Annotated in this window: 14 protein-coding genes; 13 read left to right on the top strand and 1 reads right to left on the bottom strand. The window is 57.7% G+C overall.

Annotated elements, in window-relative coordinates:
- Nucleotides 1–37: 37 nt before the first annotated feature.
- The 3 genes from rpoC to NIT7645_RS09880 all read left to right on the top strand — a co-directional run bounded on the left by rpoC (nt 38) and on the right by NIT7645_RS09880 (nt 6159).
- On the top strand, nt 38–4282 hold the full coding sequence (gene rpoC, locus NIT7645_RS09870) for a DNA-directed RNA polymerase subunit beta' (RefSeq protein ID WP_008562257.1): 4245 nt from the start codon (nt 38–40) through the stop codon (nt 4280–4282).
- A gap of 168 nt (nt 4283–4450) precedes the next feature.
- On the top strand, nt 4451–5275 hold the full coding sequence (locus NIT7645_RS09875) for a glycosyltransferase (protein WP_050686906.1): 825 nt from the start codon (nt 4451–4453) through the stop codon (nt 5273–5275).
- Complete coding sequence (locus NIT7645_RS09880; protein ID WP_050686908.1) at nt 5272–6159, top strand: DMT family transporter; 888 nt, start codon at nt 5272–5274, stop codon at nt 6157–6159. Before NIT7645_RS09875 ends, NIT7645_RS09880 begins: the two co-directional genes overlap by 4 nt.
- A gap of 20 nt (nt 6160–6179) precedes the next feature.
- On the opposite strand, the gene NIT7645_RS09885 is transcribed toward NIT7645_RS09880, so the two are convergent.
- A complete protein-coding gene (locus NIT7645_RS09885; protein WP_050686910.1) occupies nt 6180–6956 on the bottom strand; it encodes a putative rhamnosyl transferase in 777 nt (258 codons plus the stop codon).
- 436 nt (nt 6957–7392) lie between these two features.
- Here NIT7645_RS09885 and rpsL point away from each other — a divergent pair, with 436 nt between their 5' ends.
- The 10 genes from rpsL to NIT7645_RS09935 all read left to right on the top strand — a co-directional run bounded on the left by rpsL (nt 7393) and on the right by NIT7645_RS09935 (nt 16383).
- A complete protein-coding gene (gene rpsL, locus NIT7645_RS09890) occupies nt 7393–7764 on the top strand; it encodes a 30S ribosomal protein S12 (protein WP_005621086.1) in 372 nt (123 codons plus the stop codon).
- A gap of 15 nt (nt 7765–7779) precedes the next feature.
- Nucleotides 7780–8250, top strand: a complete 471-nt coding sequence (gene rpsG, locus NIT7645_RS09895; protein WP_008563277.1) for a 30S ribosomal protein S7 — start codon at nt 7780–7782, stop codon at nt 8248–8250.
- 18 nt (nt 8251–8268) lie between these two features.
- Nucleotides 8269–10389, top strand: coding sequence for an elongation factor G (fusA, locus tag NIT7645_RS09900; RefSeq protein ID WP_008562737.1), 2121 nt, complete (start codon nt 8269–8271; stop codon nt 10387–10389).
- A 63-nt stretch (nt 10390–10452) separates the two neighbouring features.
- Nucleotides 10453–11628, top strand: a complete 1176-nt coding sequence (gene tuf / locus NIT7645_RS09905; RefSeq protein WP_008560197.1) for an elongation factor Tu — start codon at nt 10453–10455, stop codon at nt 11626–11628.
- Nucleotides 11629–12062: 434 nt separating this feature from the next.
- The gene (locus tag NIT7645_RS09910) at nt 12063–12638 is read left to right on the top strand and encodes a hypothetical protein (protein ID WP_131724146.1); all 576 of its coding nucleotides are present in this window, start codon (nt 12063–12065) and stop codon (nt 12636–12638) included.
- Nucleotides 12639–12935: 297 nt separating this feature from the next.
- Entirely contained in the window at nt 12936–13250 is a 315-nt protein-coding gene (rpsJ, locus tag NIT7645_RS09915; RefSeq protein ID WP_008563081.1) for a 30S ribosomal protein S10, read from the top strand.
- 18 nt (nt 13251–13268) lie between these two features.
- Entirely contained in the window at nt 13269–13982 is a 714-nt protein-coding gene (rplC, locus tag NIT7645_RS09920) for a 50S ribosomal protein L3 (protein ID WP_024095823.1), read from the top strand.
- Nucleotides 13979–14596, top strand: coding sequence for a 50S ribosomal protein L4 (gene rplD / locus NIT7645_RS09925; RefSeq protein ID WP_046212350.1), 618 nt, complete (start codon nt 13979–13981; stop codon nt 14594–14596). The genes rplC and rplD overlap by 4 nt, the downstream gene beginning before the upstream one ends.
- A complete protein-coding gene (locus NIT7645_RS09930; RefSeq protein ID WP_024095825.1) occupies nt 14593–14889 on the top strand; it encodes a 50S ribosomal protein L23 in 297 nt (98 codons plus the stop codon). The genes rplD and NIT7645_RS09930 overlap by 4 nt, the downstream gene beginning before the upstream one ends.
- A gap of 561 nt (nt 14890–15450) precedes the next feature.
- Nucleotides 15451–16383, top strand: a complete 933-nt coding sequence (locus NIT7645_RS09935; RefSeq protein ID WP_050686914.1) for a hypothetical protein — start codon at nt 15451–15453, stop codon at nt 16381–16383.
- Nucleotides 16384–16501: the final 118 nt, after the last annotated feature.

A 16501-nucleotide genomic window follows, 5' to 3' on the forward strand; every position in this document is an offset into this window, starting at 1 on the left:
CCCCGCTCCCCCCTTCCGCGAAATTTGAGGTATCAAAATGAACCAGGAAATCACCAACAACCCGTTCAACCCGCTGACGCCGCCCAAGGTCTTTGACGAAATCAAAGTCTCGCTGGCGTCGCCGGAACGGATTCTGTCTTGGTCCTACGGCGAGATCAAAAAGCCGGAAACCATCAACTACCGTACGTTCAAGCCCGAGCGTGACGGCCTGTTCTGCGCGCGTATCTTTGGCCCGATCAAAGACTACGAATGCCTTTGCGGCAAATATAAGCGCATGAAATATCGCGGCGTTGTCTGCGAGAAATGTGGTGTTGAAGTTACCCTTCAGAAAGTGCGCCGCGAGCGGATGGGCCACATCGAACTGGCATCGCCGGTTGCGCACATCTGGTTCCTGAAGTCGCTGCCGTCGCGCATCGGCCTCATGCTGGACATGACCCTGCGTGATCTGGAACGCGTTCTGTACTTTGAAAACTACGTCGTCATCGAGCCGGGTCTGACCGATCTGACCTATGGCCAGATGATGACCGAAGAAGAGTACATGGATGCCCAGGACCAGTACGGCATGGACGCGTTCACCGCCAATATCGGCGCTGAAGCGATCCGTGAGATGCTGGCCGCGATCGATCTGGAAGCAGAAGCTGAACAGCTGCGCGCCGAACTGGCCGAAGCCACCGGCGAACTGAAGCCCAAGAAGATCATCAAGCGTCTGAAAGTCGTGGAATCCTTCCTGGAATCGGGCAACCGTCCGGAATGGATGATCATGACCGTGATCCCGGTCATTCCGCCGGAACTGCGCCCGCTGGTTCCGCTGGATGGTGGCCGCTTTGCGACCTCCGACCTGAACGACCTGTATCGCCGCGTCATCAACCGGAACAACCGTCTGAAGCGTCTGATCGAACTGCGCGCACCTGACATCATCGTCCGCAACGAAAAGCGGATGCTGCAGGAATCCGTTGACGCTCTGTTCGACAACGGCCGTCGTGGCCGCGTGATCACCGGCGCCAACAAGCGTCCGCTGAAATCGCTGTCCGACATGCTGAAGGGTAAGCAGGGTCGCTTCCGTCAGAACCTTTTGGGTAAGCGCGTCGACTTCTCCGGTCGTTCGGTCATCGTGACCGGCCCCGAACTGAAGCTACACCAGTGCGGTCTGCCCAAGAAGATGGCGCTCGAACTGTTCAAGCCGTTCATCTATTCGCGTCTGGAGGCCAAGGGCCTGTCCAGCACCGTGAAGCAGGCGAAGAAGCTGGTCGAAAAAGAGCGTCCCGAAGTCTGGGATATCCTCGATGAGGTGATCCGCGAACACCCGGTCATGCTGAACCGTGCGCCTACGCTGCACCGTCTTGGTATTCAGGCGTTCGAACCCACGCTGATCGAAGGTAAGGCCATCCAGCTGCACCCGCTGGTCTGCTCGGCGTTCAACGCTGACTTCGACGGCGACCAGATGGCTGTGCACGTCCCGCTGAGCCTTGAGGCCCAGCTGGAAGCGCGCGTTCTGATGATGTCCACGAACAACGTTCTGTCGCCTGCAAACGGCGCACCGATCATCGTTCCTTCGCAGGATATGATTCTGGGTCTCTACTATGTGACCCTGGAACGCGAAGGCATGGTGGGTGAAGGCAAGATCTTTGGCACCATCGAGGAAGTTCAGCACGCGCTGGACGCCGGCGAAGTGCACCTGCACTCCAAGATCATCGCGCGGATCCCGCAGATCGACGACGAAGGCAACGAGGTTCTCAAGCGTTTTGAGACCACCCCGGGCCGTGTCCGTCTGGGCGCCCTGCTGCCAAAGAACGCCAAGGCACCGTTTGAACTGGTGAACCGCCTTCTGCGTAAGAAGGAAGTTCAGCAGGTCATCGACACCGTCTATCGTTACTGCGGCCAGAAAGAGTCCGTGATCTTCTGTGACCAGATCATGACCATGGGCTTCCGCGAAGCGTTCAAGGCGGGCATTTCGTTCGGCAAGGACGATATGGTTATCCCTGATGGAAAATGGACCATCGTGGATGAGACCCGCGAGCAGGTGAAGGACTTTGAACAGCAGTACATGGACGGCCTGATCACCCAGGGCGAAAAGTACAACAAAGTTGTCGACGCATGGTCGAAGTGTAACGACAAAGTCACCGAAGCGATGATGGGCACCATCTCCGCGGACAAGCGCGACGAGAACGGCGCTGTTATGGAACCGAACTCGGTTTACATGATGGCTCACTCCGGTGCGCGTGGCTCGGTTACGCAGATGAAACAGCTGGGCGGTATGCGCGGCCTGATGGCCAAGCCGAACGGCGACATCATCGAGACCCCGATCATCTCGAACTTCAAGGAAGGTCTGACCGTTCTTGAATACTTCAACTCCACCCACGGCGCCCGTAAGGGTCTGTCGGATACCGCTCTGAAGACCGCGAACTCGGGTTATCTTACCCGTCGTCTGGTTGACGTGGCACAGGACTGCATCGTTCGCGAGCGTGACTGTGGCACCGAGGCGGCGATCACGGCAGAGGCTGCGGTCAACGATGGTGAAGTTGTGGCAAGCCTTGGCGAGCGTATCCTGGGCCGCGTTGCGGCAGAGGACATCAAACGCCCCGGCACCGAGGAGATCCTGGTTGCTCAGGGTCAGCTGATCGACGAACGCATGGCAGACACAGTGGAAGAGGCCGGCGTCCAGTCGACCCGGATCCGCTCGCCGCTGACCTGTGAGAGCGAAGAAGGCGTCTGCGCCATGTGCTACGGCCGCGACCTGGCCCGTGGTACGCAGGTGAACACCGGCGAAGCGGTCGGTATCATCGCGGCACAGTCGATTGGTGAACCTGGTACACAGCTGACCATGCGGACCTTCCACATTGGTGGTGTTGCGCAGGGTGGCCAGCAGTCCTTCCTCGAAGCCTCGCAAGAGGGCAAGATCGTGTTCGAAATGCCGAACACCCTGGAGAACGCCAATGGCGAGACCCTGGTTGTTGGCCGTAACATGAAGCTGATCATTCAGGACGAGCACGGCGAAGAGCGCGCCAGCCACAAGCTGGGCTACGGCTCCAAGCTGTTCGTCAAGGAAGGCCAGACCGTTGCCCGTGGCGACAAGCTGTTCGAATGGGATCCCTACACCCTGCCGATCATCGCCGAGAAGCCTGGTACCGCAAAATACGTCGACCTGGTTTCGGGTCTGGCGGTCCGCGACGAAACCGACGAAGCCACAGGCATGACCCAGAAGATCGTGATCGACTGGCGTGCGGCTCCGAAGGGTGCAGACCTCAAGCCGGAAATCATCCTGGTGGATGCAGATGGCGAACCGGTCCGCAACGATCAGGGCAACCCGGTTCACTACCCGATGTCCGTGGACGCGATCCTGTCCTGCGACGATGGTCAGCAGATCATGGCAGGTGACGTTGTTGCGCGTATCCCGCGTGAAGGCGCCAAGACCAAGGACATCACCGGTGGTCTGCCGCGTGTTGCGGAACTGTTCGAAGCCCGTCGTCCCAAGGACCACGCGATCATCGCCGAAATCGATGGTTACGTGCGCTTTGGCCGCGACTACAAGAACAAGCGTCGCATCACCATCGAGCCTGCAGACGAGTCGATGGATGCCGTCGAATACATGGTGCCCAAGGGCAAGCACATTCCGGTTCAGGAAGGTGACTACGTCCAGAAGGGTGACTACATCATGGACGGTAACCCGGCACCGCACGACATCCTGTCGATCATGGGCGTTGAAGCGCTCGCAAACTACATGATCGACGAAGTTCAGGACGTCTATCGACTGCAGGGTGTGAAGATCAACGACAAGCACATCGAGGTGATCGTTCGCCAGATGCTGCAAAAGTGGGAGATCTCCGACTCCGGCGACACCACGCTGCTCAAGGGCGAGCACGTGGACAAGCAAGAGTTCGACACCGCCAACGAAAAGGCGCTGGCCCGTGGCAAGCGTCCTGCTCAGGGTGAGCCGATCCTGCTTGGTATCACCAAGGCGTCGCTGCAGACCCGCTCGTTCATCTCGGCGGCCTCCTTCCAGGAGACCACGCGCGTGCTCACCGAAGCGTCGGTTCAGGGCAAACGCGACAAGCTGGTCGGTCTGAAGGAAAACGTCATCGTGGGTCGCCTGATCCCGGCGGGTACCGGTGGCGCGACACAGCGTGTTCGCCAGATCGCGCAGGGTCGTGACAACGTCGTCCTCGAGGCACGCCGCGAGGAAGCAGAAGCCGCTGCCGCACTGGCCGCACCCTCTGCAGATGACGTCATGATGGGTGATGAAGGTCTCGACAACCTGGTCGACACCCCGGAAAGCCGCGATTGATCCTGATCGGACGATCTGAATGATTTGGCCCCTCGCAGCGCAGGTTGCGGGGGGCTTTTTGTTTGGCAACGGTGCATTCCTCCTCTTCCCAAATCAGGGCGGCGGTGCTCTCTTGCCGGGCAGCATGTTTGAGCACGAAGACCGCCGTCACATTTGGGGCCGCTTTGAATGACCATTGATCTGAGCATTGTTGGTGTCGTCCGTTTTTCGGTCCTGACCTCCACCTATTATTCCGAGCGCTTCCCAACGCTGGAGGAAAAGGCCGCTCATCTGTTTTCGCCGCAACGGATGGAGCTGCGTCTGCGTGTGTTTGAACGGCTGTGTCTCCGTTCGATCCGGCGACAAACGGATCAGGGGTTTCATCTGGTCGTTGTCACCGCCGAAGACATGCCCGTTCCCTATCTGGAACGCCTGCACGATCTGGTCGGAGGGGCGGACAACATCACCCTGCTGCCGGTCGGAGCAAGCAACCACTACGGCACCCTGCGCAGGGCGTATGATCTCGTCCCCAGTCACGGCGCGAGCCATCGGCTATTGTTTCGACTGGATGACGATGACGCCGTTGATCTGGATTACATTGCCCGCAACCGGCGTCTGGCAATGGGGTTGATCCCTCTGCAAGGTGAGCAGACGCCTTTCATCCTGGCGAACAATCGGGGGATTTATCTGCGTCGGACAGAGGGCCCTGACGGCCCGCAGGACGAAATCTTTGATGCCTGCGAAAAGGCACCTCTCTCAGTGGGCGCCGCACTCGTTGCCCAGGTTGGCTACGGGCCCAACCCCTACCGCTTCAATCACCGCAAATTTGCCCAGCACTGGAACACATTCTCCGACATTTCGGTGCCAGGTTTTGTGCGCACAATCCACGGCGACAACAAATCCAGCCCCGCGCAGATGGGCATCACCCACAAACAAAGCGACGCCGAAATTGCCGCGGATCTCAAACGTCACTTTGACCTCACCCCCCAACAGCTCAAGGATGTCCTGCCATGATCTCTGCGCTGACCGCGAACCAGAAAGGCGCGCTCCTGATGATGGGGAGCATGGCGGGCTTCACGCTCAATGACGGGTTCATCAAACTTCTCGGCCAGAATTTGCCTTTGTCCCAGATCCTGACATTGCGCGGACTGCTGGTCTCTGTCCTCATCTTCGGCCTTGCGCGTGCCCTTGGCGCCCTACGGCTCAACCTGTCGCGCAGGGATTGGGGATTGGTCATTGGTCGCAGCGTGGCAGAGGCTGTGACCACATATTTCTTTCTCAGCGCCCTGATGGTGATGCCCATCGCCAATATCACCGCCATTCTGCAGATGCTGCCACTGACCGTCACGCTGGCAGCGGTGCTGGTCTTTGGCGAAACCGTGGGCTGGCGGCGGTCGCTGGCGATTGCAGCAGGCTTTCTGGGGATGTTGTTGATCGTGCGGCCCGGCCCCAATGGATTTGACAGCGGCACCGGCTATGCCATCGCAGCGGTGGCCTGTATCACCGCCCGCGATCTTTTCACCCGTCGTCTGTCGGCAGAGGTGCCATCCATGACGGTCTCTCTGGTGGCTGCTCTATCGGTTACGGCCTTTGGCGCGCTCTGGGGTTTGGGGGAAGACTGGCAACCGATCAGCTACGACGCTGGTGCAATGCTTCTTGGGGCGTCGGGGATGATCTTTGTCGGCTACCTTTTTTCGGTCATGGCCATGCGGGTGGGGGATGTCTCTGCGGTTGCGCCCTTCCGTTACACGGGCCTGTTGTGGGCTTTGCTTCTTGGCTGGGCAGTCTTCGACAGCTGGCCTGATGCGCTCACCTTGGTGGGGGCCGCAATCGTGGTGGCGGCCGGGGTTTTCAGCCTGATGCGCGAAGCCCCCCGTCGCATCAGCGAGCCCGAGTAACCCCGCCGCACGGCGCTCCGTCAGCGGCGGATCGCAAAACGCGCGTCAAATTCGGCAAGGCCAGCTGCGTCAAGGCGCTGCAGGTCTGGCTCCTTCGCGCCTTTCTGGCGGGAATCATTGTGACCATTCAGGGTCCGAACGAACATCGGCGCATCCGGCAGCGTGATGGCGGGCATGAAGCGCGCAAGCCGGTGATGGGCAAAGTTCATGATCGTCTGGCGACAGCCCGGTGCGACATACATCCCCAGCGCTGCCACGAAATAGGGGTGATGCCCCAGCGCTGCGTGGATCCCGTTATCCTCCAGCCGGGCGACATAGCCCTGGCAGAAATCGATCGCGATGGTCTGATGGTTCGCAATCAACCCGCTGCAATCGCCGACGGTCTGGCGGAGCCGTTCGACAAAATCCACGGAAACCGCATCATCATCGTCATGGCGAAACTGCAGGCAGGGTGCTTCAGGATTGCGCCGTGCGTCATTCAGCACCTGTTTCATCACATCGCGATGCCGCCCGGGCGCGGCCGCCACGATCTGCACCTGCGGCATATCCGCAACCATGGCCTCCAGCCGGTTACGGTAGCGATCAGGCAGGCTGTCACCAACCAGGGTCACAAGGGTGAAATCAGGATCGGTCTGTTCCCGCAGGCAGGGCAGGGCGACCGTTTCCATTAGATGAAACCGCTCCTCCATCCGCTCCTCAGCGTAGAGGTAGGCAATGCGCTCTTCGATACTGTCGTGTTCAACCTGAAAGCCGCCCACCGCCGGATACGAAAAACGGCATAGACCGATCACCTGCATTGCCCTAAATCCCTGCTGAACGCGACCTTGATGGCTGGCCGTCTGCTGTCTGTTTCGCTGGCAACTATGCACCGGGCCGGAAACCGCAGCAACACGGCAGCGGGCCGACCCCGTGGGAACGGGGCAGGCGCCCCCAAACCCACCCACCAGCCAGGCCGTTGCCAGAGGGGGCGCTGTTGACATCAGGCGCGACTCCCCATATACGCCCGCCTATCCGGCAACCGGGGGTCGCCCCAAAAGCCGATATCAAAATCAAAGTGGCTCAAGATCTCGTGCGCCTATTTGCGCGGATCCTCTGTAAACCCACCGCGTCGTTCACCTCGGAATGGGAACGATTGCGGTTTTTGCGCTTGCGGACGCGTAAGTGCGACAAGTTTAGCCGTACGTTCAAGGACGTGCATGACACATGTGTTGTTGAGACGGGGAAAGAACCGGAATGCCAACGATCCAACAGCTGATCCGCAAGCCGCGGCAGCCGAAAGTAAAACGCTCGAAGTCCATGCACCTGGAACAGTGCCCGCAAAAGCGCGGCGTCTGCACCCGTGTATACACCACCACTCCGAAGAAACCGAACTCCGCTATGCGGAAGGTTGCGAAGGTTCGCCTGACCAACGGTTTCGAAGTGATCTCCTACATCCCCGGTGAAAGCCACAACCTTCAGGAACACTCCGTGGTTCTGATCCGTGGCGGCCGTGTAAAAGACCTTCCCGGTGTTCGTTACCACATCCTGCGTGGTGTTCTGGATACCCAGGGCGTCAAAGACCGTAAGCAACGCCGCTCCAAGTACGGCGCGAAGCGTCCTAAGTAAGAAGGATATTGATAAATGTCTCGCCGTCACGCTGCTGAGAAACGTGAAGTCCTGCCCGACGCAAAGTTTGGCGACCGCGTACTGACCAAATTCATGAACAACCTGATGATCGACGGTAAAAAGTCGACCGCAGAGCGTATCGTCTACAACGCGTTCGATCGCGTTGAAGCAAAAATCAAGCGCGCCCCCGTGGAAGTGTTCCACGAAGCCCTCGACAACGTTAAGCCTTCCGTCGAAGTGCGTTCGCGTCGTGTGGGTGGTGCCACCTACCAGGTTCCTGTCGAAGTGCGCCCCGAGCGCCGCGAAGCCCTGGCAATCCGTTGGTTGATCAAAGCGGCACGTGCCCGCAACGAAAACACCATGGAAGAACGCCTCGCCGGTGAGCTGCTGGACGCTGTACAGTCCCGCGGTACTGCGGTTAAGAAGCGCGAAGACACCCACAAGATGGCAGAGGCCAACAAGGCCTTCTCGCACTACCGCTGGTAACCCAAGAGGCTCCGACCTATGGCACGCGACTATACACTCAACCATTACCGTAACTTCGGTATTATGGCGCACATCGATGCAGGTAAAACCACCTGTTCCGAGCGTATCCTGTATTACACTGGTAAATCCCACAACATCGGTGAGGTGCACGATGGTGCAGCCACCATGGACTGGATGGAGCAGGAGCAGGAACGCGGCATCACCATCACCTCGGCTGCGACCACCACTTTCTGGGAACGCACCGAAGATGGTCAGACCGCTGACACTCCGAAGCACCGCCTGAACATCATCGACACCCCCGGCCACGTTGACTTCACCATCGAAGTTGAGCGTTCGCTGGCGGTTCTCGACGGTGCAGTCTGTGTTCTGGACGCCAACGCCGGTGTTGAACCCCAGACCGAAACCGTGTGGCGTCAGGCTGACCGCTACAAGGTTCCGCGCATCGTGTTCGTCAACAAGATGGACAAGATCGGCGCTGACTTCTTCAACTGCGTCAACATGATCGAAGACCGCACCGGCGCACGCGCTGTTCCGGTTGGTATTCCGATCGGTGCAGAATCCGAACTGGAAGGCCTGATTGACCTGGTCACCATGAAGGAATGGCTGTGGCAGGGCGAAGACCTTGGTGCGTCCTGGATCCAGACCGAGATCCGCGACGAGCTGAAGGACATGGCCGACGAATGGCGCGGCAAGATGATCGAAGCGGCCGTCGAAATGGACGACGACGCGATGGAAAACTACCTGATGGACGGCGCCGAGCCCGACGTCGCAACTCTGCGCGGCCTGCTGCGTAAGGGTACTCTGTCGCTGTCCTTCGTTCCTGTTCTGGGCGGTTCTGCGTTCAAGAACAAAGGCGTTCAGCCGCTGCTCAACGCTGTGATCGACTATCTGCCCAGCCCGCTGGACGTTGTTGATTACATGGGCTTCAAGCCGGGTGACGAAACCGAAGAGCGTAACATTGCACGTCGTGCAGATGACGACATGCCCTTCGCTGGTCTGGCGTTCAAAATCATGAACGACCCGTTTGTTGGCTCCCTGACCTTCACCCGGATCTACTCCGGCGTGCTGAACAAGGGCGACAGCATCCTGAACTCCACCAAAGGTAAAAAAGAGCGCGTCGGTCGTATGATGATGATGCACTCCAACAACCGTGAAGAAATCGAAGAAGCGTTTGCAGGCGACATCATCGCGCTGGCGGGTCTGAAAGACACCACCACCGGTGACACCCTCTGCGACGCCAAAGAGCCGGTGGTCCTGGAAACCATGACCTTCCCGGATCCGGTTATCGAAATCGCGGTTGAGCCCAAAACCAAGGGCGACCAGGAGAAAATGTCCCAGGGTCTGGCCCGTCTGGCCGCCGAAGACCCGTCCTTCCGTGTCGAAACCGACCTCGAGTCCGGTCAGACCATCATGAAGGGCATGGGCGAACTTCACCTGGACATCCTGGTGGACCGTCTGAAGCGCGAGTTCAAAGTCGAAGCAAACATCGGCGCCCCGCAGGTTGCTTACCGCGAGACCATTGGTCACGAAGTCGAGCACACCTACACCCACAAGAAACAGTCGGGTGGTTCGGGTCAGTTCGCTGAGGTGAAGATGATCATCTCGCCGACAGAAGCTGGCGAAGGTTACTCCTTCGAGAGCCGCATCGTTGGTGGTGCTGTTCCCAAGGAATACATCCCCGGTGTTGAAAAAGGCATCCAGTCCGTCATGGACAGCGGCCCTCTGGCTGGCTTCCCCGTGATCGACTTCAAGGTTGCTCTGATCGACGGTAAGTTCCACGACGTTGACTCCAGCGTTCTGGCCTTTGAAATCGCCGCACGTATGGCGATGCGCGAAGGCATGAAGAAAGCTGGCGCAAAGCTCTTGGAACCGATCATGAAAGTCGAAGTGATCACCCCGGAAGAATACACCGGCGGTATCATCGGCGATCTGACATCCCGTCGTGGTCAGGTGTCCGGCCAGGAGCCCCGTGGTAACGCGATCGCAATCGACGCATTCGTGCCGCTGGCAAACATGTTCGGCTACATCAACACCCTGCGTTCGATGTCGTCCGGCCGTGCCCAGTTCACCATGCAGTTCGACCACTACGATCCGGTTCCGCAGAACATCTCCGACGAGATCCAAGCGAAATACGCATAAGCGTACCGACATTGAAGGGTTCGCGCTCCGCGCGTGCCCTTCTCAACACAAAAGGAGGCCATTATGGCTAAGGAAAAGTTTGAACGTACAAAACCGCACGTCAACATCGGCACCATCGGCCACGTTGACCACGGCAAAACCACGCTGACCGCAGCGATCACCAAGTACTTCGGTGACTTCAAAGCCTACGACCAGATCGACGGCGCACCGGAAGAAAAAGCACGCGGCATCACCATCTCCACCGCACACGTGGAATATGAAACCGCAGACCGTCACTACGCACACGTCGACTGCCCCGGCCACGCTGACTATGTGAAAAACATGATCACCGGTGCGGCGCAGATGGACGGCGCGATCCTGGTTGTGAACGCAGCTGACGGCCCGATGCCGCAGACCCGCGAGCACATCCTGCTGGGCCGCCAGGTTGGCATCCCGAAGATGGTCGTGTTCATGAACAAGGTTGACCAGGTTGACGACGAAGAGCTGCTCGAGCTCGTCGAAATGGAAATCCGTGAACTGCTGTCCTCCTACGACTACCCGGGCGACGATATCCCGATCGTTGCAGGTTCCGCTCTGGCGGCGATGGAAGGCAACAAGCCTGAGATCGGCGAAGAGAAAATCAAGGAACTGATGGCGGCTGTTGACGAATACATCGACACCCCCGAGCGCGCTGTTGACCAGCCGTTCCTGATGCCGATCGAAGATGTGTTCTCGATCTCCGGCCGTGGTACCGTTGTGACCGGTCGTGTTGAGCGCGGCGTGATCAACGTTGGCGACGCGATCGAGATCGTTGGTATCCGTGACACCACCAACACCACCTGTACCGGTGTTGAAATGTTCCGCAAGCTGCTGGACCGTGGTGAAGCAGGCGACAACATCGGCGCGCTGCTGCGTGGTGTTGACCGTGACGGCGTTGAGCGTGGTCAGGTTCTGTGTAAGCCGGGTTCCGTGAAGCCGCACACCAAGTTCGAAGCTGAGGCCTACATCCTCACCAAAGAAGAAGGTGGTCGTCACACCCCGTTCTTCGCGAACTACCGTCCGCAGTTCTACTTCCGCACCACCGACGTGACCGGCACCGTGACCCTGCCGGAAGGCACCGAGATGGTTATGCCGGGCGACAACCTGAAGTTCGACGTTGAACTGATCGCACCGATCGCGATGGAGCAGGGCCTGCGCTTCGCGATCCGCGAAGGCGGCCGCACCGTCGGCGCCGGCGTTGTGTCGAAGATCACTGAATAATTCGCTCTAGCGAATGATCAGATGAGAAAGGGCGCCCGATGGGCGCCCTTTTTTGTTTGAATTCAATGATCCCGAGACGCACATGCAAAGAGTTTCCAAAATCACTGAGTAATTTTGGAAACAGTGGCGACAGGCGGTTTTCCATCGGAAAACCGCTGAGAGCCACACGGTTCTGATTATAGAAAGGGCCTCCCTCGGAGGCCCTTTTTCTTTTGAAATACGTCTGAACAGGGCAGGGACCGGCCTGGGGCCGGAGGCCGTCTTGCAAGAGCTCCGGCGGAGCTTTTGAGGCCTCAGGGAGCGCCAGCTCCGGTTGAGACGCAATCGCGCCCGTCCTCTAGTCTGGCCGATCGCGGGTCTTGATGCGCATTGAAACACAGTATAGTCGGATAAAAATTATTAGAAGGCAGTTAGTTAAGTTGAGACGTCTGTGCTTGTTTCTCGCAATCGCATTGATTGTGAGGGAAGTATTCCTTCAGTGGCCAAAGGTTGCCAAAGCGGAGTTCGAAGGGAAAGTTTCTCTAAGTGTAACGAACTGGGGGCATGTTCTTTATGATTCTATGCCCGCTGGCACGGACCACGGTACTACCTTTATTAAAGTTGAGTATCCTTATGAGTATTCAGAGAGAAAAGAAGTCGTAAGTGTAAGGGTCAAAGGAACAGTGACCTTTCACGATGGGTTCGTCGAAAAAATAGATGGCCCTTGTCTTCGCCGTGGGTCCGCCAGCCTAAACAAAGTCGCACGCATTCTTCGAGAAGAAAAAGAGGGCGCACATCTTTCTCCAGTTTGCTTTATGGAGCTAAACCATCGAATTTTGTACGATAGGAAGCCTCGCTCGGAGTGGAAGGCTGGGGATGGCCCTCACACGGCACTAGATGACGACACTCGCTACGAGGCGTTGTCGGCTGTGGTGACGCCTAAAAGGGTAAAGCTAGAGCCGATTGTACTTGTGGCATTCAAGCCGACAAAATTGCAAATAGAGATCGAAGACTGGCTTTCGAGAAAGTGAATCCATCTAACTTCATTCTTAAGTCGTAGACGAATTGGAATTAGTGATTGAACGCTCTTTTGTCCACCTTAACCATCCTCTAACACTCCCCAGCAAGACCCCAAACCCACCTCGTTCTGCAAACCCAATCATCTACCTCCCAAACCCCCTTGCCACACTGGTCCAACAGGCGTATACGGCGCCATCCCGCTTTGCGGGGCAGAGGCGGGGTGATTCCCGCCTTTTGGGTTCGATGAGGGTACGCGGTGGTCGCATGCCCTCCTCTCAACCCCAACGCCTGAGAAAAAAGGCACGACTATGCAAAGCCAAAATATCCGTATCCGGCTGAAGGCATTCGACTTCCGCGTACTGGACGCCAGCACGCAGGAAATCGTGAACACTGCCAAGCGGACCGGCGCCCAGGTGCGCGGCCCGATCCCCCTGCCGAACAAGATTGAGAAATTCACCGTTCTGCGTGGCCCGCACGTTGACAAGAAATCTCGTGACCAGTTCGAGATCCGCACCCACAAGCGGCTCCTGGACATCGTTGATCCGACCCCCCAGACCGTGGACGCGCTGATGAAGCTCGACCTCGCCGCTGGCGTGGACGTCGAAATCAAGCTGCAATCCTAAGATCGGAGGGTAATGAATATGCGCTCTGGTATTATCGCAAAGAAAGTCGGCATGACCCGGCTGTTCCTCGAAGACGGCAAGCAGGTTCCTGTGACCGTTCTTCAGCTGGACGGCCTGCAAGTGACCGCACAGCGCACCGAGGAAAAAGACGGCTACACAGCTGTTCAGCTCGGCGCAGGTTCGGCCAAGGTCAAGCGCGTCTCCAAAGCCATGCGCGGCCACTTCGCAGCAGCGAAGGTTGAGCCCAAGCGCAAGCTGGTTGAATTCCGCGTGCCTGCTGACGGCCTGATCGAAGTGGGTGCGGAAATCTCCGCAGAGCACTTCCTGGAAGGTCAGAAGGTTGACGTGACCGGCACCTCCATCGGTAAAGGTTTTGCCGGTGCGATGAAGCGCTGGAACTTTGGTGGTCTGCGCGCCTCGCACGGTGTGTCGATCTCTCACCGTTCCCACGGTTCGACCGGTCAGTGTCAGGATCCCGGCAAGGTTTTCAAAGGCAAGAAAATGGCCGGCCACATGGGTGCTGCCCGCGTGACCACCCAGAACTTGGAAGTCGTCAAGACCGACGCCGATCGTGGCCTGATCATGATCAAAGGCGCCGTTCCCGGCTCCAAAGGTGGCTGGGTCACCGTTAAAGACGCCGTGAAAAAGAAAGCCCCCGAAGGTCTGCCCTACCCGGCAGCTCTGAAGTCGGCTGCAGCGGAAGAAGTCTCCGCGGAAGGTGGTGAAGCATGAAACTTGATGTGATCAAACTGGACGGCGGCAAAGCCGGCGACATCGAGCTGGATGCAGAGCTGTTCGGCCTGGAGCCGCGCACCGACATCCTGCACCGTGTGGTGCGCTGGCAGCGTAACAACGCGCAGGCCGGTACCCACAAGGTAAAGACCCGCTCCGAGACCTCCTACTCGACCAAGAAGATCTATCGCCAAAAAGGCACCGGTGGCGCACGTCACGGTGACCGTAACGCGCCGATCTTCCGCAAGGGTGGTATCTACAAGGGTCCGACCCCGCGTTCGCACGGCCACGATCTGACCAAGAAATTCCGCAAGCTGGGTCTGCGCCACGCGCTGTCCGCCAAGGCAAAAGCGGGTGAACTGGTCGTTATTGAGAACGCCGATTCCGAAGGCAAGACCGCCGCTCTGGCCAAACAGGTCAAGGACCTGGGTTGGAAGCGCGCACTGGTCATCGATGGTGCATCCGTGAACGAGGGCTTTGCCCGCGCCGCGCGCAACATCGAAGGTCTGGATATCCTGCCGACAATGGGCGCAAACGTCTATGACATCCTGAAGCGTGACACCCTGGTGATCACCAAAGCAGGTGTCGAAGCACTGGAGGCTCGCCTGAAATGAGCGCGAAGGCAGAACACTACGACGTGATCCGCAAGCCGATCATCACCGAAAAAGCAACCATGGCATCCGAAACCGGTGCAGTGGTCTTCGAAGTGGCGATCGACTCCAACAAGCCGCAGATCAAAGAAGCCGTTGAGGCGCTCTTTGGTGTGAAGGTCAAAGCGGTCAACACCACCATCACCAAGGGTAAGGTCAAGCGTTTCCGCGGCCAAATCGGCCGTCGCAAGGACGTGAAGAAAGCCTATGTGACCCTGGAAGAAGGCAACACCATCGACGTGTCCACCGGACTCTGAGATCTGTTTGTCTGAGACTTAAGAAGGCCCCTGCGAAAGCGGGGGCCTTTTGCGTTGGGGCAGGGGGCTTGTGGGGCATTGCGGGGTCCTTTGGAGCAGCTTGGCCTCAAGGTATAGCCGCTGCCGGTTAAGATCCGCGAAGCCCTGCGTGCGCACCTCACGCAACAGCCTTCAATGCGCTGAGCTGCGATCTCGCTCCTAGGCGCGGAATCAAGGCCGCAGGCCGCCGCGCCAGCGCCGTCCCGCTCCCATGGGGCGGCGCTTGTGCTGATGTTCTGCGTGTCGGTGAGGTCGTACGGACTTGGCTGGGATAAACTGCCAAACGCCACGTTGAGAGCGCCACCCCGCGGGACGGCGCTGACGCGGCTAGAGTAGAATAATGGAGCCTAACAACTGGCAAGCCTTTTGGGGTGGCAGTACATCATCTAGAAAAGTCAGCGAATACAAGCCAATTTTGTTCGATAGGTGTGGGATGGCGCATTTGATAGGCCGGGATGATCTTCAAAGGCTCGAACACTTGGATCACGAAAATTTGGGAGGCGTACCGTTCCGCTGCTTCCTTTGTGGGAAAACGAGAAGTGGACACTATGGCTTCCAGGTGATGGTGGCGGTCTGATTAAGATGCACCCAGTTGGCGCTTCTAACTGTGCCTATTTAACAAGGAGTTCTTTAGCGAGCGAAGAGGATCTTTACCTGAGCTTTCTGAATTTCGTTTGTCAAAGATTGAGCTTTCCTGAGACGAACAGCTTTGTTCACGCTGTTGAGGATGACTTCCACCTTCTTGCTGTTCATGCGGCTAAGCTAGAGCATTTTTTTCTCAACAGAGAACGCATAGACTCCACGCTTGTTTCGTCTTTCGTTCGGTCGGAAGTTGAGGCTTTGCTGGCAACGGCGAGATCAGTTTTTGACCTATCCCAAGAGATCGTTGCTCGTATTTGGAACGACCGTATTCGTTTGAATGATGAGGAGGCTGATAGCAACAAGAACCGGAACAAGTTGCCTGCCAGCTTTCGCAAAGTTGTTTTGGAGAACAATAGAGTTCGAACTGCAGATAGAATTTCGGAAAAGTACTCTCTTTCGTCAAGAATGGCGGAAGTCTACGAGAAGCACTCAAATTTCTTTTGCACCTTGAGGCGGAGCCGAGATCTGATCGTTCATGGAACGAAGAGTGCAGGGCATGTGTTCGTTACAGAAAGAGGGTTCGCAGTACGCAAGTCTGAGCAACCCTTTGATGATTTCAATTGGCAAGATTTTCACGCTTATAATGAGAACTTGGTTTCTCTCAAGCCTTGGTTAGCACATGTAATCTTGGAGACAATTGAAGCATGCAGCGAACTAGTAGAGTCGCTGCAGTCGGCAGCACACTTCGGTGGTGATCTTTTCCCTGGCTATGAGGTCAGGTTGCGTGACCCGGCGAATAAGGCCATAGTTGAATTGTTGAACGCTGCATCAGAAGATTTGAGCGTGTCCAAGGCCGCCGCATTCTGGGCCTAACCCCATTGCCACCCCTCCGACTCTCTGCTATGCCGCAGCAATCCTGAAGACCCCGGATTCGTTCCGGGGTCGTTACGTTTGTCGGGATGTTCGAACTCGGGGACCTTTGGGGCCCTAT

The sequence above is a fragment of the Phaeobacter italicus genome (assembly GCF_001258055.1).
Classification (GTDB): domain Bacteria; phylum Pseudomonadota; class Alphaproteobacteria; order Rhodobacterales; family Rhodobacteraceae; genus Phaeobacter; species Phaeobacter italicus.